The sequence below is a fragment of the Thalassospira sp. CH_XMU1420-2 genome (assembly GCF_037029325.1).
Taxonomy (GTDB): Bacteria; Pseudomonadota; Alphaproteobacteria; order Rhodospirillales; family Thalassospiraceae; genus Thalassospira; species Thalassospira povalilytica.
In genome coordinates, this window is record NZ_JAYMEG010000001.1 from 60,928 (window position 1) to 79,755 (window position 18,828).

An 18,828-nucleotide genomic window follows, 5' to 3' on the forward strand; every position below is an offset into this window, starting at 1 on the left:
CCGACGCCGCTGAGCTAACAGACTGGCAGGTATCTGTGCCGTGAGATGGGATCGATACACGATCTGGGCCACGCAACTTTGTGGGTGGTTCTTTTGGATGAAGTACGAGCAGGGCGCTTGCGGTGATCAGGGCAGATCTGGTGAATGTCGGATTATTGTTGGGGTGCGCTTTGTCGGCTTGGGTGGGTGCACAACCTGGAAGGCGGGATGCGTATAGTAGTGTTTCACGTGAAACATTTTTTTGTGCAGCTACTAAGCCAAGGTTGGGCAGGGACCTATTGTCGGGTGCGGCGGCAGGCGATGGCCATGATACCTAGTCTATCTTTTCACCACCTGGCCTCTCGATTTCTGATAAATGATGTTTCACGTGAAACATTCGAGCCGATTTTTTGCGTCGCGACGCGATGAAAAACGCAAAACGTCAAAAATCAAGTCTGGTGTGTTTTTCAAACTGGACGTATAAATCATTTATGCAATCCATTTCCGCACCCGTAAAAACGTGGTTCGAACGCGATTTGAATGTTTCACGTGAAACATTGGACCGTTTGAACCAATACGCAGACCTTGTCGTCAAATGGCAGCCACGTATTAACATCGTTGGCGCCAGTACGGCTGAAGACGTTTGGGGACGTCATTTACAGGATTCTGCGCAGCTTTGGCCGTATCTGCAGGATGTTGCTGCAGAGGGTAAAATCGTTGATTTCGGCTCTGGTGCCGGATTCCCGGGCATCGTTTTGGCCATTCTTGGGGCGGGCAACGTCACCATGATGGAATCCAATACCAAAAAGACGGTGTTCCTGATGGAAGCAGCCCGGGTTTGTAATGTTTTGGCACAGACAGAAATTGCCCGCGAACGGATCGAAGCCGCAGCACCGCGCGCGGCCGATGTGATTACGGCGCGCGCCTTTGCACCGCTGCCAAAATTGCTGGAATTGGGACAAAGACATTTGAAAGCCGGTGGCCATTATGTGCTGCTGAAGGGACGTGCCTTTGAGGATGAGCTGGCGGATGCACGAAACGCTGGTTGGTCGTTTGATGTAACCACGCATGCCAGTCTGGTGGATCCGGACGGAGTCGTGATGATCTTAAAAGGAGTTGGCCGGTGACTGATGTAATTGACTTGCCGCTTTCCGCCCAGTCACAAGGGGCAGGGCATCGTCCGCGTATCATTGCGGTTGCCAACCAGAAGGGGGGCGTTGGTAAAACAACCACCACCATCAATCTGGCGACGGCGCTTGCTGCGGTTAATCAGCGTGTTCTGATTGTTGACCTTGATCCGCAGGGCAATGCCAGCACCGGTTTGGGGTTGCGCCCTTCGGATCGTCAGATCAGTTCCTATGATGTGCTGATCAATGGCAACTCGCTGGAAGAAGCGCGTCAGGAAACCGCGATCCCGCGTTTGACGATTGTGCCGTCCGGCATGGACTTGTCCGGTGCCGAGATCGAACTGGTCGATTTTGAACGTCGCGAGATGCAGCTGAAAGAATCCCTGGGCAAGTTGCCGCAGGATGTTGATTACGTCCTGATCGACTGCCCGCCGTCGCTTGGTCTTTTGACCTTGAATGCACTGGTGGCGTCTGATGCGGTTCTTGTGCCGTTGCAATGCGAATTCTTTGCCCTTGAAGGGGTCAGTCATCTGGTTCGCACCATCAAACGTGTCAAAAAGGCATTTAACCCGGATCTGGAAATCCAGGGCATTGTTCTGACCATGTATGACAAGCGCAACAACCTGTCGGCACAGGTTGCCAATGACGTACGCGATTATTTCGGTGACGTTGTGTATCGCACTGTCATTCCGCGCAATGTTCGTGTCTCCGAGGCCCCCAGTCACGGGACGCCGGTTCTGGTTTATGACATGAAATGCCCGGGATCACGGGCCTATCTCAATCTGGCAAGCGAAGTCCTGAAACGCGAAGGGGTTAAAGCATGAGCGAAGCAAAAAAACGCGGCTTGGGGAGAGGACTGTCTGCACTTCTGGGTGAAGATGACGAAGATGTCGGCGTTGCAGTTGCCGCAGGCGGTGAAGCATCGGCTGGTGGCCATCCGGGGCCGGGCGGCACCACACAGCTGATTGCCATTACGGATTTAAAGCCGTCACCATTCCAGCCGCGCAGCAATTTTGATGACGAAGCCATTGATGATCTGGCTGCCTCGATCCGCGAAAAGGGGATCATTCAGCCGATTCTGGTGCGTGCGTCTTCTACGGGCGAAACCACCTATGAAATCATCGCGGGTGAGCGTCGCTGGCGCGCGGCCCAGCGGGCACAATTGCATGAAGTTCCTGTGCTGGTGCGTGATTTCGATGATCGCGAAACAGCTGAAATTGCCCTTATCGAGAACCTTCAGCGTCAGGATCTGTCGCCGCTTGAAGAGGCCGAAGGCTATAACCGCCTGATGAACGAGTTCTCGCACACCCAGGAAGCACTGGGTCAGGCGCTTGGCAAAAGCCGTAGTCACATCGCCAACAGCTTGCGCTTGTTGGGACTGCCAGCCCCGATCAAGCAAATGCTGTCTGACAAGGTTCTGAGCTCCGGCCATGCCCGGGCATTGTTGGGGGCGGAAAATGCTGTCGAGCTTGCAGCCCAGATTGTCAAAAAGGGATTGAATGTTCGCCAGACAGAAAAGCTGGTGAAAACCGACGGTGGCAAGGCATCCCGCCCCAAAAAAGCATCTGGTGGGGCTTCTGCGCATAAAGACCCAGATACTGTGGCCCTTGAACGTGATCTTAGCAACATGTTGGGGTTGGCGGTAAATATTGATTTTGATGGCGCGGCTGGAAAAATCTCTATTCGTTATGAAACGCTTGAGCAGCTTGATGACATTTTGCAACGGCTTACACATGGGAAGGCCCATGATCTGACCGGAGATGAAGACAGTTCATCAATATCCGACTCGGACGAGAATGAATTCGATTCGATGTTTATCGAAGACGATGACCCGGCCGCAGACCACGAAGATCCCGAAGAGAAACTGACCGCGGAACTTGAAAGCATCGCCGATGCTACTTTGCCGGAAAGCGATGGCGAGGATGACGGGATTGATCTTGATGCCGTCGTCGATGGACCGGAAGGCGACACGCCAATCGAATCTGATGCGATCGATGAAGACGAGCTTGATGAGTTGATCATAACCGACAAGGCATGACGGGGGTTGTCGGTTACTCGGCGACAAAGATCATCTCGCCACAAAAAAACGGGCCATCCGATCGGTGGCCCGTTTTTAATTGGTATCAATAAAATATTCGATGAAAACTGTTACCGCCGTGCCTGTTTCTGGCGGGCGACGGCAACCTTGATCATGGCGCGATGGGCAATGGTTTCCGGGATGGCCAGGCCGCTTTTGCAGTCCTTTTCGGCCTCAAGCAGAATTTGCAGGGCACGTTGCAGGTTATTTACCGCCCAATTATTCAGATTGGCACGAAACTGGTCTGCTGCCTTGAAAAACAGGGGCGGGCGCAGGGACTTCATTGCCTGATCGGCATTGGTACCTTGGGCAACCAGGCCCTTTACCAGATGCAATTTCTGGAAATAGCTGATCATCATGCGCAATGCGCCGACCGGGTTGAGACCTTCTTCCACCAGTCGGGTCAGTGCTGCATCAAGATTGACGACATTGCCCTGTGAAACAGCCTGAATGACATCGTCATAATGGCGGGCGGAACTGTCGCCGACACAGGCCATCGCATCGGCCAACGTGACCTGGCCGTCTTTGAGCGCATAAAGTGCAAGCTTTTCAAGCTCGCTTCGTGAAATCATGCGGTCGGATCCGAGATTTGCCACCAGATAGCGCGTGGCATCACGATCGATCCGCAATTTGTGTTCTTCCATGATCGACTGGATCAGGGTTTCAATGTCGCGACCGCTATCGGCATAACAGGGCAGGGCCATGCCATTGCCGGCTTTTTCGACTGCCTGACGCAGTTTGGATTTCGATGCAAGGCTGCCGGCTTCAATAACAATCAGGGCATCACCAGCCGGATCGGCCAGAAAGTCTGCGATGATCGGGGCTTGTGCTTCGCCAATGTCGCGGATGCGGATCACCCGGCGGCCGCCGCCAAAGCTGATCGCGGCGGCCTCATCACGAAGGCGGCCGGCATCTTCCTTAAGCTGCGGGATACCAAGTTCGATCACCCGAAACGGATCCTTGAGATCCTCGACAACGGTTTTGGCCAGGCGCACGGCGCGTTCGCGAACAAGGCCTTCATCCTCACCATAGATCAGGATCAGCTGTGCCTTGGCATCGGGACTGCGCAAAAAGGTTTCGACTTGGGCTGCCTTGAGCTTCATGAAGCGTCTTGGTTATCCTGGTATCGGGTGCAGAAATGACAGAACGGGATTTATTGCGATCTCAGGCCGATTGCGACCTGGTTGGCAAGCTGATTGGCCAAAGTCCGTGCGGCATCGGCCTGGGCGGCGCTTTCGGCTTCGATGGTTGCGAAATCGGAATCGACAATATTGTAACTGGTACGGGTTCTGACATTGCCCTTGCGCAGGACCTTTGAATCCTGCCGGCGCGTCAGTTCATAGGTCGCCGTGATCAGGTAATCGGCGATTGTCGCTTCGTTGTCCTTGGTAAAGCCCTGTTCACTGGTCGATTCGCTCAGTGTGACTTTAAGGTCATACAAGGGGGTCTTGCTTTGCCCCCGCGGGGTCAGGGTCTCGACCAAGGCATTGCGCGTGACCTGACCGACGCGGTCATTAATCAGGGCAACTTTGACAAGCGCCATGTTTGCAGCGGTGTTGTAATTGTCGCCCCCTGTTGCGTAAAGCGGCCGGAAGCCGCAGGCACTCAGGGTCGTCAGGGCGACAAGTGCCAAAACCGGAAGAATCGCGCGCATTTTCATTCAATCAAGCCTTCTGTCTTTCGGGCCAGCGATCAGGCCTTGCCGCCACAATAGTTCGGTTCCGATAAAAGGGCAAAACAGAGTTAGATTGGCAAGAAAAGAATGGTGCGTCCGGTTTGATCGTGCCGACGATGAATTATCCTCCGACTCGAGGTCGCGGAAGCTTTGACGCAACAGGGCAATTGCCAGATTGTTTCGGCCTTCATCAATGGCTGTGATGATTTCCGGGGTTGGGGATTCTTTGATGCCGTCGTGGGGCATTCTTTCGGAAAAATTCGCACATGTTCGCCAAACCTGACGCAGCCAGCGCCAATGACCAACCAGACTGTTGTGACTTATTTGCAATGGACGGTCAATGGGAACATCCGCCAGCAACGCCAGTGACAGGGTATCGAGGCCAATTTCGCGATACAGCTGCTGGGTATCGGGGCTCACCGACTCCGTCGTGACCTTGGCATCATTTTGCAAAGCGGGTGGTTTTGCCTGGTCACCCTGGTTTTGGGTGACCGTTGCTTGTGCGATGACATGATCAAACATTGCACGACGCAACGCTGAAAGGTTTTTTGACAGGGCGGCGTACATAGCAGGGTACTGGCTGCGCATGACGAACCCCCAATCGCGTTCAAGCGAATGGGGGTTGAATTCGGGCGATATATATAAGGTGTCCTGTGCCATCAACCCTATTGGGCGTTTGCACTGTCGATGCGCAGCTGGCGGGCACGGGTCAGGATCGCATCTTCAAGTGAGGTAACCGTCCCTGCTTCGACCACCGCATCCTGCCACTGATTCGGACCGACATTGACCTGACGGAAGACCGAAACCTTGATGGCATCGGATCGCAATGCTGTACCGAGAATATACGCGGTCAGTTTGAAGCGTTCATTTGGGGTCTCTGCCGGCGAATACCAATCGGTAATGATCACACCGCCAAACGGGTCCGCAGAATTAAGGGGCATGAATGACAGGGTATCAAGTGTGGCACGCCACAAGAAGCTGTTGACACCGATGCCGGATCCACCTGTGCCCGGTTTGGCTTCTTCGCCGCCGAAAATGTTTAGGCCATCCTCACCAAAAACTGACCCCTGCTTCTTAAGGTCTGCTCGAGTAGCACTTCGGCCATTTACTCTTTCGTCTCCGGGAGCAGAGCCTGGAAAACTGTCATAGTCGGCTTGCTTTCCAGCACAGCTTGCCAAAAAGGCAGAAAGTGCAGCAATGGTTGCGAATTTAGCGAAAGAACTGTTCACGGTGTAGCCCTTAATATCGAGTGTCGTTCAGCAGTTGCCCGCACTATAAGGCGGATGGCGCGCCGGGCAAATAAAAACATGTGTGGTTTTTGTGCAACATGATGTGAAAAATGTCGCATTTTGATCACAGTATCGTTGACGACAGCAAAAAATACTGGCTCCATAACGTCGAACCGAGCGGCAATAACAAAAAAGCTGCTCACCTAATTTTGTTATGCGCTCAAGCGCATTTGCAAAGACGTTGAGGGAAAAGATGAAAAAGATTCTGGTAGCTTCCAGCGCACTCGTCGCTGTTGCTTTCGCAGGCCATGCACAGGCTTCTGAGAAAATCAGCCTGTCGGTTTCCGGTTACATGAACCAGTGGATTGGTGGTGCATCTAACGGTAAAGAAGCTTCTGGCGGCGCGAAAAACGCTTTCGTTTCCGATACCGAAGTTCACTTCAAAGGTTCGACCACCCTTGATAACGGCATCGAAGTTGGTGCAGCTATCGAATTCGAGGCTGAAGGCGAAGCCAACAACAACACCGATGAACAGTACCTGTACATCAACGGTGGTTTCGGTCAGGTCAAACTTGGCCAGGAAGATGGCGCTGCAGCAGACATGACCATCACCGCTCCCGGTGTTGGTATGGTTGGCGTTAACGGTTCCGATGCGTCCTATTGGGCAAACATGCCTGCTACCCCGGACAACAAATGGGACTCCGGTGACGATGGCAAGCTGACCTATTACACCCCGGTTATTGGCGGCTTCCGCGCTGGTGTTTCGTACACCGATCAGGATGGCTCGGAAACCAACGACAACATTAGCTCCGGTGACTCTGTAGTTGCTGCCGGCGTTGAATACAAAGCTGACTTTGATGGTGTTTCTGTTGCTGTTGCAGCTACCGGTGAACATAAAGAAGAAGGCGAATGGTACAACATCGGTACCAGCGTTGGCTTCGGTAACGTCACCGTTGGTGGTTCCTATGGTAAGAAAGATTACGAATTCGGCAAAGGTAAAGGCAACTATGCTGGCTTCGATGACGATTGGGGCGCAGACATCGGTGTAGTTTATGCGATGGATGCAGCATCTGTATCGCTGTCTTACATGTACTCTGAAGTTCAGGGTTCTACCGCAAACGTAGATCCGGATGAAGCTGACATTGTAGATCTGGGCCTTTCCTACACCCTTGGTGCTGGCGTGACCTGGACGTCGTCTGTTTTCTGGTACAACAACGACAGCAAAACCGCTTCGCGTGACACCGATGCCGTTGGTGCAGTTACCGGTCTTAAACTCTCCTTCTAATCCTTACTGGATTAGCTGAAGAATTGAAGGAGGCGGATTTTCCGCCTCCTTCTTTTTTTGACTGAATTTTGGATATTTGAAGTCGAAAGCTCCTTAATCTATCCTCTCCGACTGATTACCTAAACTATGCACCGACTGAAAATCTGTCGGACTTCTGAAGTTGGGCTTTTCTTGAAGCTATAACTTGGCTCGTTCAGAGCAATATCTGTGTTTGAGCCGATACTGTCTTGGTGTTGCTGGATGGTGGGACTTTAGCAGCGCGGTCATCATTGCGGACTATCTGCCAACTGGTCGCTTTGCAGTATGCCAGGAACAATAAATGACCGAAGGGTATTTATATAGGTGTATAAATAAGTGCACACGTTATCACCTGTGTCTTGTGACCGATGGCCATTATAATCCTATATATACTCTTTGAAAATCAGTTCTATAACTAGATAGTGTGCTTAAAATGCCACAGTGCGATATTTAAATGACCATTGGTCGTTTATGATAGTTGACCATAAGTCATTAAAAGGTTTTTATGTCCCTCGACAGATTGAAGGGCCGCTCGGTTCAACCCCTTCATTCCCGAAACGTCATTCTTTGAGGGTAAAGATGAAAAAGATTCTTTTTGCTTCCAGCGCGCTCGTCGCTGTAGCTGTTGCAGGTTCCGCACAGGCTTCTGAAAAAATCCAGCTTGAAGTTGGTGGCTACATGGAACAGTGGGCTGGTGTAGCTGATCAGGACGTCGGCGAATCCAAAAACGCATTCCAGTCTGACACCGAAGTTCATTTCAAAGGTAAAACCACCCTTGATAACGGCATCGAAGTTGGTGCAGTGATCGAACTCGAAGGTGAAACTTCTGATGACCAGATCGACGAACAGTATCTGTTCGTAAACGGTGGCTTCGGTCAGTTCAAACTGGGTAAAGACGACTCGGCTGCTGACTCGCTTGGCATCACCGCACCGTCAGTCGGTCCGGTTGGCGTTAACGATGGCGACCTGACCAACTGGGTCGACGCATACCTGATCGATACCGTTCCTTCGAGCGGCGACCAGAAACGCGCTACCTACTTCACCCCGAACATGGGTGGTTTCCAGGCTGGCGTTTCCTATGCTGACGACAGCACCTCGAACAACAATGACAAGGCTACCGGTGGAGACAATATCATTTCTGCCGGTCTAAGCTACCAGGGTGATTTCGACGGTGTTTCCTTCGGCGTTTCTGCTGTCGGTGAAAACCAGGGTGAAGGCAACTGGTATGGCGTTGGTGCCACCGTTGGCTTCGGTAACTTCGTAGTTGGTTCTTCCTGGGGCCATATCGAAGACGATTATGCTCGCGGCAAAAACTCGAAAACGGGTGGCGACACCGACGCATATGACGTTGGCGTTTCCTACGCGATGGACGCAGCCAAAGTTTCTCTGACCTATGGTTATGCTGAATACGGCAACCGCGATATCGACCCGTCTTCTACCGTTAACAACCCGGCAGGAACCGGTGAAGTCAGCACCGTTGATCTTGGCCTTGCTTACACCCTTGGTGCAGGCGTGACTTGGAAATCCTCGATCTTCTGGTTCGACGACGAATCTGACAACGCTGCGATCGCAGACAATGACGGCTACGGCGCTGTTACCGGTCTGGTTCTAAACTTCTAATTCTTCGGAATTGGATACAGACGTGGAAAGGGTGGCTTACGCCACCCTTTCTTTTTTGTTCCATCGGGTTTGTTGCGATTTTCCGATGCTGTGAAGCATCAGCTGTCCAGCGATAGCTCCGTTTTGAGCAGCGATAAAATCGCATCGCTTTTTTGGCCAAGTTCGGCAACGCAGGGTACGGGGTTTTCGGTTACCAAAGCACGGGCAAGGGCCGGATCGCTTTTTTGCGGTAGTTCGCTTAACGCACTGGCTGCAACATTCAGGCTTCCCATACAGCCGATTTTGCCATCGGGCGTCGCACGCAACTTCGCAAGTCCGCATGGCGCCTGACAATAGGGGCCGACAAAGCCGCTTTGCCAGCTGCGCAAATTCTTATGGCGTCCCTGAAGTGTTTTGGCAGAAGCCGAACTGTAGATCCCGAGCCCCGGTGTCTGAAAAAGCTTGGTAATATGCGCCGGACCGCTATCGGCGACTACCATGTAATCCTGCCTTGAGACAAACTGCACAAGATCGCCGATCGTCTTAAATCCATCGACGATCCGTATGTTGGGCGCGCTCAGATCGCCAAGTGCCGATTTATAGGCCTTCATCACCCCTTGATAGGCATTCAGAACAATCGTGACATTGGCATCATGACGGGCAAAAAGCGTGCTGATTTTCCCGACAAGCTCAGGTGGTAATGTCCTAAGTGGGGAAGAGGCCATGGGGACAATGCCGATATTGATCCCGGGTTTGAAACTGACATCGCGTTTTTCAAGCGGAACCGGCGCCAATTCAAAGGCTTCGCAAAGGGCTTCTTCCGGGTTGACCGGCATGGTGGCGATATCTTTCCATCCTTCCATCTCGCTCAGATCAATCACATATTCAAACTGTGCGAGGTTCCGCGCAGAAATGAACAACTGAAAAATCGCAAGATCGGGGATCAGGGCAAAGATATCAGAAGCCGCTGCACTGTTAAGCACGGCGGTCTTTGCATGTGGATAGCGTTGAAGAAATGCCCTGAGAAACAGGGTCATGCCAACACAATCGCCAAGCGCATCGTCGGGGATTAAAAACAGAACAGAACTTTTGGAAAAGTCGGTTTTTCCCCAGCGATTACGCGGAAGCACCTGAAACCGGAAGGCATCGGATTTGATGGCAACTCCCTTGGCATTGCCAAGAACCTGTTGACGCAAAAGCGAGTTCGTACGGGTGAAATAAACAGGACTGTTGTCAGATGCCTGACCAAGTTCCGGGCTGACATTGGGCAGGCCGAACTGAAAGGGTTGTCTGGAGGCGAAACGCGCAAAAGTCTTGCGCGATGGATGCAGGTGGCGGGGCATTGCGGGGCTTATTCTCCAATCACCGAAAGGTGCGGTTCACTCAGAAGAAAACCCTATCCCGGCCAAAGAAGCAAGGGCGGAAGACCGCAGGTTTCTGCATGTTTTCCGGTTAATTCCACCCAGTCCGACCGGGGTGATGCCAAGCGTGTGACACAGCATTGCCAGCTGTTGAACTTTCTGAAGTGAAAGGCCCGATCTACCGGGGTGACTTTGGGTGGAAAATACCGGTGAAATCAACGCTCCGTTTGGTCGATGGCATGATGGAAGGAGCGCCATGTGGCGCAGGGTTTTGGTCCCGTGGCAGGCGGATGTCGTAATCATCCCTGTCGGAATTTGATGATAAATTCCAGGTGTTTGGAGAATGCGATATTCCGGAAGATGAATTCCGTCAGCAGAAATTTCGAGCGCAAGCCCAAGGTCATCCGCAACCAGAAACCGGATTTGGCGCAGGCGGCAAAGCTGCCGGAGTGATGCTGCCAGTTTTGGTCGATCAGGATGGTTGTAATGACGAAAAATCACCATGCTGTTACGCGGCAATTGCTTGATCGCTGACCGCGGATCGGGCAAACGGTGATCGTCGGTCAAAAGTATGACCGGCGGAAAAACAGACCCCGGGCGGCTATTGCGCAAATTGAGTTGGCGAGCCTGCTTTAACAGGGTGTCATCCATTGTTATGATCCTGATCTTCGTCTGCCACCGATTAAGGGCCTATCATCCATGAGCCAGTCTGATCTGTCATCCGACAAGAGCGATGTTGCCGAAAACCTTGCCGAAATTCAGAGAAATATCAATGCGGCCTGTGTTGCCGCAAAGCGTGATCCGGCTGAAGTCACCCTTGTCTGTGTCAGCAAAAATCACGAAGCCGATCATGTGCGCAAGGCCCTGCTTGAAGGAAGGCGGGTTTTTGGTGAAAACCGGGTCCAGGAAGCGGCAGGGAAATGGCCGGGGCTACGTGAAGAGTTTCCCGATATCGAACTTCATCTTATTGGACCGCTTCAGACCAATAAGCTGAAAGATGCGGTCGCACTGTTTGATGTGATTGAAACGGTTGACCGTCCGAAACTTGCAAATGCGTTGGCAAAGCACCGTGACAAAACCGGTGACTGCCCGGATTTGTTCATTCAGATCAATACTGGCGAGGAAGAGCAAAAAGCCGGGATCGCGCCAAAGGATGCTGATGCATTCATCAGGATGTGTCGCGAGGAGCTTGAGCTGCCGATCAAGGGGCTGATGTGCATTCCTCCTGTTGATGAGGAACCGGCCCCGCATTTTGCCCTGCTTGGCAAGATTGCCCAGAAACATGGACTGAAAATCAAAAGCATGGGAATGAGCGGTGATTACGAGGCCGCAATCGCCATTGGGGCTACTCACGTGCGGGTTGGGACAGCCATTTTCGGGTCACGAGGCTATTGATTCCCAAAAATACGGTGATTTTTTACCCGAAAATGCCGATTTAAGGGGAAAATTTTGTCATTTCACCGATTTTTTTGCCGAAATCATGTGTTTTGGACGGATTTTCGGGTAAGGCGCATTTTTGTGGATAACCAGCCGAAAGACAATGACGGTTTCATCCGTTCTTTGTGACAAAAAATCCCGCCAGAAGCGGGATTTTTTTTATTCGTGTCGAAAAAACCTGACTACGGGATCAGTTTGTATCCGCCGGGCTCGGTGATCAGGATCGCGGCATTTGACGGGTCTTTTTCGATTTTCTGACGCAACCGGTAAACATGGGTTTCAAGCGTATGGGTCGTCACCCCGGCATTATAGCCCCATACCTCATCAAGCAGGGTTTCCCGGGTAACCGGCTTGTCGCCGGCACGGAACAGGAACTTCAGAATCGAAGTTTCCTTTTCTGTCAGGCGAACTTTTTTCTCGGTCGCGGTTTCAATCAATATCTTGGCACTTGGCTGAAAGCTGTATGGCCCGATTACAAATACCGCATCCTCGCTTTGTTCATGCTGGCGGATATGGGCGCGAATGCGCGCCAGCAGGACATTGAGCCGGAAGGGCTTGGTTACATAGTCATTGGCACCGGATTCAAGGCCAAGGATGGTATCTGAATCACTATTGGCACCAGTGAGCATGATGATCGGTGACTTGACGCCCGCCCGACGCATAAGTTTGCACACGTCACGGCCATCCATATCGGGAAGCCCGACATCAAGTAGGATCACATCAAAATAGGATTCCTTGGCAGCATCAAGTGCATCTGCACCGCTTTTCGCGACCACGCATTCAAACTCTTCATGCAGGCGAAGCTGTTCAGTCAGCGACTGGCTCAAAGCTGCATCATCTTCGACCACAAGAACCTGTTTACCTGTCGACATTCACCATCCCTTGCTGTTTGCGCGATCCGGTCTATATATTGGGCCGTATCAGGAACCGGGTGTTACCTTGTTTTCTGGAACTTCCGGTCAGGCCCGCCATATATAAAGTACTCAATCTAGGATCAGCGCCTTAAAGTGCATTTTCAAGAACAAACTGTTTTCGCATTAATCCTGTGCAGGATGCGGATTACTTAATACAGTCACCCGGTCGGGTTTATCCGGTGTGCATTGCTGTAAAATCTTGAAAGATGTCTATCTTCCTGCGATTTTGCGCAGCGCTTGGAATGAAACCTGACTGACCAATGCGGTTATATTAATTAATTCGGGTCCTTATCCAGCCCCATACCCACCAGATCGCGATGTTGTGATCATAAAGACAAGATAATGATGACCCAAAGTTCTGTTGCCCCGGCCCAAAATGACAGCAATCTGATCCCGGCCACTGATCTTGTGACTGTATCACGCGCTGTGGCCGATTTGCGCCGTGGCGAAATCGTTCTGGTGCAAGGCCATCAGGACGGCGAAGCCCACAATGTGGCTGTCATTGCCGCAGAACCGTTGTCGCAACTTGGTTTTGATCGTTTGTGTGATATCGCAAATGGCAACGCAGCCCCGGCAATCGTTATTCCGCGTGTGCGCGCCAAATCACTGGGACAGGCGTGCAAGGATGATCCGTTTATCGCCTTTGTCAGCGCCGACCGAACCGCGATCAATGCAGATCGGTTGGGCGAAATCGCCAACCCGTTGCTTGATCTTGAAAAATTGCCAACAGGTGACTGGCGCCCGGTTTCAATGGCCGAAAGTGCCGCCATTCGACTGGCAAAACTGGCAAGACTGTTGCCGGCCGTTGTGACGGTTCGGGTTGGCGCCGATCAGCTGGAAAATCTGGCACGGGCGCAAAATCTTCTGGTGCTGCAATCAGACAGCATCAATGGATATGAAAATGCCTCTGCCGCAAGTCTGCGCCAGGTGAGTGAAGCACGTGTTCCGCTTGAAGATGCCGAAAATGCGACTGTCATTGCCTTCCGTCCCGAAGACGGTGGACAGGAACATCTGGCCATCGTCATTGACGAACCGGCAAAGGACAAACCGGTGCTGATCCGCTTGCATTCGGAATGCTTTACCGGTGATCTGATCGGATCGTTGCGTTGTGATTGCGGCCCGCAATTGCGCGGCGCAATTTCCGAAATTTCGCGCAGTGGGCAGGGTGGCATCGTTCTATATTTGCGCCAGGAAGGGCGCGGGATCGGCCTGGTCAACAAATTGCGCGCCTATGCACTTCAGGATCGCGGATTTGATACGCTTGATGCCAACGAAGAACTTGGCTTTGACGCCGATGAGCGCGTTTACCGGCCGGCCGCCGAGATGCTCAGACAGATGGGTTTTGAGACAGTGCGTCTTTTGACCAACAACCCGGAAAAGCTGACCGGACTGGAAAGCTGGGGCATTCAGGTGTCCGAACGCGTTCCCCACAAATTCCCTTCGAACGGTCACAACGAATTTTATCTGCAAACCAAGAAAGATCGGGCAGGGCATCTGTTCTGATTGTGCCAGGATGGGATCCCATAACCCGGCAGAAGATTCCGACAGGCAGCTTTGCCCAAAACTGTTCCCAAATAATATCATTATTTTTCAATAGGTTATTTGATTTCCAAACTGGCACTCCTTTTGCAAATTATCAGGCAAGAGGAGGACAGATATGTCGATTGGAGCAAATTGGCGGCAAATTTCGCCCGGTAACGTGCCGGGCGTCGCAGGAGACGGGGCAGGAAGCAAGTTTGCCCAGTCGAACGCGGCTGACCAGCTTTCCGAAACATCGGAAGGCCGCAGTTTTTCCGAATATATGTTCGGCCAGGACGGCTTCGAGTTCTCCGATGTGCTTGATGTTATCAATCCTTTGCAGCACATACCCGGCGTTGGCATGATCTATCGGTCACTTACCGGGGACGAGCTTGGTAACGGGGCTAGGGTTGTTGGTGGCGGATTATTTGGCGGGGTATTTGGTCTGGCCGGGGCTGCAATCGATGCGGTTGTCGATGCCGTGACCGGTGAAGATACCGGCGCCCATGTCATGGCCTTTGTCGAAGACAGCTTTGGCGGTGGTGACGAGAACGGTACTGCGATCGCCGATGCATCCGAAAATAGTTCCGATTCCGAAATAAGCCTTGCTGCGGCGGATGGCAGCTATCAGGGTGATCTTGTTCTGCCATGGATGACCGGTTCGCAGTCCACGCAGCCCTCACGACAGGCAGCACCACAGGCCGAGCAGGAAACCATCGTGCAAAACGCGCCTGTTGCACCGGTGGATCAAACTGTTCTGGCGTCCAACGCGACCGTGAACCCGGTTCGCGACGGTATCAAGGCAAGTGATCTGAACGTTCCGTGGGCGCAAAGCAATAGACCGGCGCAGTCGATGAACGCTCAGTTACAAGCCCAGATGACTGCCAACATGACTGGCCAAGCCAGGACAAGCGATACAGGAACGCCAGCAGCACCGGCAACCGATCCGGCGGAACTGACCGTTGCCATGGCATCGGCCCAAACCGGCAATCCGGCATCATCGGGTTTTGCCCAGACCGTAGCGGCCAATTCAGCATCACATGAAACCATGCGCCGGCCGACATTGACCAGCGACGGCGGGAACACGGTTTGGGCCCGGGCGCAAAGCAGCGGTCGTGTCAGTCGTCAGGGATCAAGCTTTGCCATTTCACCTGAAATGGCGGCCCATGAAGCGCGCACGGCAAAACTGAACGCAGCCAAAGAAAACGTGTCGGCATCAAAATCGGAAAATGCATTCCATGATGGGGATACACCGCTTTCGGCTGCTGAAATGGCCGCGCGGTTTAACGCAGCCCTTGGTCGTGACAAGGCCCAGACCATGGCCGCTGACGCAGTTGCCAGTACCAACGCCGTTGCGGATCAGGACCGATCTGTCAGTCAGAATGCAAGAAATTCCGGCGATGTTAGCGCTAACACGGCAGGAGATATCGCACCGAATTCTGACGCTGAATCCCATCCCTTGATGCAGCGTGCATCAAATCATCTTGGTGGGGATGAACCTGTCGGGGCGTGGTTTAGTCAGACAATGATGGATGGTTTGAAAAAGTATCAGGCGATGCAACAGCAAAACCAGGCCCGGCCATCGGGCAATGCCATCTGATCACAGCATGATACTCATCAAAAAAGCCCGCCTGTTTATCACTGGCGGGCTTTTTGTTTTTTAACTTCGGGTCTGATCAGCTGTTAAGGAAACCGACGATTTCCTTGACCTCGCGCAGGATCGGCTGGGCAATGGCATTTGCCCGCTCGGCTCCTTTGGCCAGAACGCTGTCAATATAGGCGTGATCGGCATTGAGCTTTGCCATTTCTTCGGTGATCGGTGCCAGTTTATCAACAACCACGTCGGTCAGCGCCTGTTTGAAGCCCGAGAACTGGGTGCCGCCATGTTCAGCAAGAACCGCATCGACCGTGCTGTCGGTCAGCGCAGCATAGATGGTGATCAGGTTCTTGGCTTCCGGGCGGCCTTCAAGACCGGCGGCTTCGCTTGGCAGCGGTTCCGGATCGGTTTTGGCCTTGCGGATTTTTTTCGACAGCGTATCGGCATCGTCGGTCATATTGATGCGCGCCATATCCGACGCATCGGACTTGGACATCTTTTTCGCACCGTCACGCAATGACATCACACGCGTTGCCGGGCCAAGAATAAGCGGCTCGGGCTGCGGGAAGAAGTCTTCGACGCCGTAATCATTGTTGAATTTCAACGCAATATCACGGGCCAACTCAAGATGCTGTTTCTGATCTTCGCCGACCGGAACATGGGTCGCCTTATAGGTCAGAATGTCCGCCGCCATCAGGCTCGGATAGGCATAAAGGCCAAGGGACGCGTTTTCGCGATGCTTGCCGGCTTTTTCCTTGAACTGGGTCATGCGGTTCATCCAGCCGATGCGCGCAACACAGTTAAAGATCCAGGCCAGTTCGGCATGGGCGGAAACCTGGCTCTGATTGAACAGAACATGTTTTTCCGGATCGATGCCCGATGCAATCATGCTGGCAGCAAGTTCGCGAATGTTAGAACGCAGTTCGTGCGGGTCCTGCCAGACCGTGATGGCATGCATATCAACAACACAGAAGATGCATTCATATTGCTTCTGCAATTCGACCCAGTTGCGGATCGCGCCGAGATAATTGCCAAGATGAAGGTTACCGGTGGGCTGGGCGCCCGAAAACACACGTTCCATTGGTGTCGTCCATTTCAAATGATGATCAATAGAGCCTGCATACTCCGCCAGGTTTTGGACACCCGCCGGCGGACGAGCATGCAAGCAAGCAGCGCGGAGTTAAGCCGCCCTGACAGGTCAGGTCAAGCAGCTTGTCGGCATATGACCGGATTTATTGCCGCTAGGCGGCTTTTCCGCGTTTGAAAGTGGCCTTGAGTTCGGAAAGGCTGGTTGCCCCAAGCAGTTGGGCAGAGATGCCATAGACCGCCAATCCCCCAATGACACAGAAACTCATGATGGTTATCCGCGTGACTGAAAGCGCGTCATTCTGCCAGAAAATATCGGTCGCCATCCAAAGAGCCGCCCCCATCAGAACAGATGCCAACAGAATGCGCGGTAACCGTTTGACAAGTCGGTCATCAAATACAAGATCGCCCCTGCGATGGAGCAGGAAGCAAAGCGATCCGGCATTGACCCAGACGGAAACCGATGTCGCAGCTGCAATGCCGAGATGCCCGAACAGCGGCATCAACGCAACAATCAGCGCGATATTAAGGATCATGCACGAAATGCCGATCCGGATCGGGGTTTTGGTATCTTCACGTGCAAAGAAGCCCGGTGCCAGCACCTTGACCAGAACCGATGCCGGAAGGCCAAAGGCAAAGACAATCAGGGCAAGACCGGTCATGCGGGTTTCTTCGGCCCCGAACGCCCCGCGTTCAAACAGGACATTGATTACCGGAAGCCCCATGACACCCAGCGCAACCGCAGCTGGAAGGGTCAGCAAAAGGGCGATTTCAATGCCGCGATTCTGGCTATACATCGCGGTTTTCGGGTCATCGCCCTGCAACTGGCGTGAAAGCGTTGGCAACAGGGCGGTGCCGATGGCAATGCCGATCACCCCAAGCGGCAGCTGTTGCACCCGGTCGGCATAATAAAGCCAGGATACCGCACCATCGGATACCAGTGATGCCAGCATGGTATCGATCAGCAGGTTAAGCTGATAAACACCGGCCCCGATCATGCCCGGGATCATGCGTTTGCCAAGAAGTTTAACCCGGTCATCAACCTTTGGCAGTTGCCATTTGATGGCAAAACCGGCGCGTTTGCAGGCAATGACCAAACAGACAAATTGCGCAACCCCGGCTGCGGCAACCCCCCATGCCAGCGCATGGGCCGGGGTTTCGGTCATCGGTGTCAGGCCAAGCAGGGCGGCAATCAGACAGATATTAAGGATGATGGGAGCCCCGGCCGCGGCGGCATAACGATGAAGGGTATTGAGAACCCCCGACATCAGTGCAACGGCGGAAATGAAAGCAAGATAGGGGAAAGTGATCCGCGACAATTCGATCGCAAGATTGAACTTTTCGGGATTTTCCGCAAAGCCCGGCGCAAAAACATACATCGCCCAGGGCATCAGGATTTCGATGATGGCCACCAGAAAACCGGTGATCAGAACCAGCATCGACATGGCGCGCGCGGCAAATTCACGGGCGGCATCCATGCCGCGCTTTTCAATGTCACCAGCCAAAAGCGGAATGAAGGCCGCGGAGAAGGCGCCTTCGCCGAACAGTCGGCGAAACAGGTTGGGGAATTTGAACGCGACAAAGAATGCATCGGCCATGCCCCCGGCACCCAGCATCCCGGCAATCAGAATGTCGCGGCAAAATCCCAGCAGACGGGACAACAAGGTGAAACCACTAACCGTAGCGATGGAGCGAACAAGCGACATTCAATAGCGTTCCGTATCAAGGAGGCATCAGGCTTTGTGTGATGATCGCCAATTGCGGCAATGATCAGGCCGGAGCGACAAAACTGACAGCTGAAGGTGAAGAAGTCGTAATGACACCCTAAAAACGGTCGGGGCTATATCACAAAAATATGAAAGTCGTTGAATCAGGTGATTTTTTTCGATGATTGTGACAGCCGTCACAGAAAATGGATTGTAACGG

General features: G+C 52.9%; 17 protein-coding genes. 8 read left to right on the forward strand and 9 right to left on the reverse strand.

All coding sequences use genetic code 11. The features are described from left to right. Window positions 1-404: 404 nt before the first annotated feature. The 3 genes from rsmG to WA429_RS00375 are packed head-to-tail and all read left to right on the forward strand — an operon-like array spanning window position 405 to window position 3,144. Window positions 405-1,106, forward strand: a complete 702-nt coding sequence (gene rsmG / locus WA429_RS00365) for a 16S rRNA (guanine(527)-N(7))-methyltransferase RsmG (RefSeq protein ID WP_286887622.1) — start codon at window positions 405-407, stop codon at window positions 1,104-1,106. Further along, window positions 1,103-1,930 carry a ParA family protein gene (locus tag WA429_RS00370; protein WP_101246667.1) on the forward strand — a complete coding sequence of 276 codons (828 nt, stop codon included), beginning with the start codon at window positions 1,103-1,105 and terminating at the stop codon, window positions 1,928-1,930. The genes rsmG and WA429_RS00370 overlap by 4 nt, the downstream gene beginning before the upstream one ends. Then, window positions 1,927-3,144: a ParB/RepB/Spo0J family partition protein gene (locus tag WA429_RS00375; protein ID WP_287464563.1), complete on the forward strand. Its 1,218-nt coding sequence runs from the start codon at window positions 1,927-1,929 to the stop codon at window positions 3,142-3,144. The genes WA429_RS00370 and WA429_RS00375 overlap by 4 nt, the downstream gene beginning before the upstream one ends. A 110-nt stretch (window positions 3,145-3,254) precedes the next feature. On the opposite strand, the gene holA is transcribed toward WA429_RS00375, so the two are convergent. Genes holA through WA429_RS00395 form a run of 4 tightly spaced genes read right to left on the reverse strand, consistent with a single transcriptional unit; the run spans window position 3,255 to window position 6,087 of the window. Next, on the reverse strand, window positions 3,255-4,286 hold the full coding sequence (gene holA, locus WA429_RS00380; protein WP_101246665.1) for a DNA polymerase III subunit delta: 1,032 nt from the start codon (window positions 4,284-4,286) through the stop codon (window positions 3,255-3,257). A gap of 50 nt (window positions 4,287-4,336) precedes the next feature. Then, on the reverse strand, window positions 4,337-4,843 hold the full coding sequence (gene lptE / locus WA429_RS00385; RefSeq protein WP_101246664.1) for an LPS assembly lipoprotein LptE: 507 nt from the start codon (window positions 4,841-4,843) through the stop codon (window positions 4,337-4,339). Further along, complete coding sequence (locus WA429_RS00390; RefSeq protein ID WP_287464562.1) at window positions 4,844-5,518, reverse strand: hypothetical protein; 675 nt, start codon at window positions 5,516-5,518, stop codon at window positions 4,844-4,846. 5 nt (window positions 5,519-5,523) lie between these two features. Beyond that, complete coding sequence (locus tag WA429_RS00395; protein WP_287464561.1) at window positions 5,524-6,087, reverse strand: DUF3576 domain-containing protein; 564 nt, start codon at window positions 6,085-6,087, stop codon at window positions 5,524-5,526. Between the two features lie 253 nt (window positions 6,088-6,340). Here WA429_RS00395 and WA429_RS00400 point away from each other — a divergent pair, with 253 nt between their 5' ends. Together WA429_RS00400 and WA429_RS00405 are read left to right on the forward strand one after the other, a co-directional pair. Then, window positions 6,341-7,372, forward strand: coding sequence for a porin (locus WA429_RS00400; protein WP_287464560.1), 1,032 nt, complete (start codon window positions 6,341-6,343; stop codon window positions 7,370-7,372). 597 nt (window positions 7,373-7,969) lie between these two features. Continuing rightward, window positions 7,970-9,010: a porin gene (locus WA429_RS00405; RefSeq protein ID WP_287464559.1), complete on the forward strand. Its 1,041-nt coding sequence runs from the start codon at window positions 7,970-7,972 to the stop codon at window positions 9,008-9,010. Between the two features lie 98 nt (window positions 9,011-9,108). Here the strand turns inward: WA429_RS00405 and WA429_RS00410 are convergent, their stop codons facing one another. Both WA429_RS00410 and WA429_RS00415 read right to left on the reverse strand, forming a co-directional pair. After that, window positions 9,109-10,332: a lipopolysaccharide heptosyltransferase family protein gene (locus tag WA429_RS00410; protein ID WP_287464558.1), complete on the reverse strand. Its 1,224-nt coding sequence runs from the start codon at window positions 10,330-10,332 to the stop codon at window positions 9,109-9,111. A gap of 36 nt (window positions 10,333-10,368) precedes the next feature. Next, window positions 10,369-11,001, reverse strand: a complete 633-nt coding sequence (locus tag WA429_RS00415; RefSeq protein WP_287464557.1) for a thiamine phosphate synthase — start codon at window positions 10,999-11,001, stop codon at window positions 10,369-10,371. A gap of 48 nt (window positions 11,002-11,049) precedes the next feature. On the opposite strand from WA429_RS00415, the gene WA429_RS00420 reads away from it, so the two are divergent. Next, window positions 11,050-11,745, forward strand: a complete 696-nt coding sequence (locus tag WA429_RS00420) for a YggS family pyridoxal phosphate-dependent enzyme (RefSeq protein ID WP_287464556.1) — start codon at window positions 11,050-11,052, stop codon at window positions 11,743-11,745. Between the two features lie 224 nt (window positions 11,746-11,969). On the opposite strand, the gene WA429_RS00425 is transcribed toward WA429_RS00420, so the two are convergent. Then, on the reverse strand, window positions 11,970-12,659 hold the full coding sequence (locus WA429_RS00425; protein WP_101246657.1) for a response regulator transcription factor: 690 nt from the start codon (window positions 12,657-12,659) through the stop codon (window positions 11,970-11,972). 387 nt (window positions 12,660-13,046) lie between these two features. On the opposite strand from WA429_RS00425, the gene ribA reads away from it, so the two are divergent. Together ribA and WA429_RS00435 are read left to right on the forward strand one after the other, a co-directional pair. Next, complete coding sequence (gene ribA / locus WA429_RS00430; RefSeq protein WP_287464808.1) at window positions 13,047-14,204, forward strand: GTP cyclohydrolase II; 1,158 nt, start codon at window positions 13,047-13,049, stop codon at window positions 14,202-14,204. Window positions 14,205-14,358: 154 nt separating this feature from the next. Then, window positions 14,359-15,819 carry a hypothetical protein gene (locus WA429_RS00435; RefSeq protein WP_287464555.1) on the forward strand — a complete coding sequence of 487 codons (1,461 nt, stop codon included), beginning with the start codon at window positions 14,359-14,361 and terminating at the stop codon, window positions 15,817-15,819. 76 nt (window positions 15,820-15,895) lie between these two features. On the opposite strand, the gene trpS is transcribed toward WA429_RS00435, so the two are convergent. Together trpS and murJ are read right to left on the reverse strand one after the other, a co-directional pair. Continuing rightward, complete coding sequence (trpS, locus tag WA429_RS00440) at window positions 15,896-16,897, reverse strand: tryptophan--tRNA ligase (RefSeq protein WP_101246654.1); 1,002 nt, start codon at window positions 16,895-16,897, stop codon at window positions 15,896-15,898. Window positions 16,898-17,057: 160 nt separating this feature from the next. Continuing rightward, complete coding sequence (gene murJ, locus WA429_RS00445) at window positions 17,058-18,608, reverse strand: murein biosynthesis integral membrane protein MurJ (protein WP_287464554.1); 1,551 nt, start codon at window positions 18,606-18,608, stop codon at window positions 17,058-17,060. Between the last annotated feature and the right edge of the window lie 220 nt (window positions 18,609-18,828).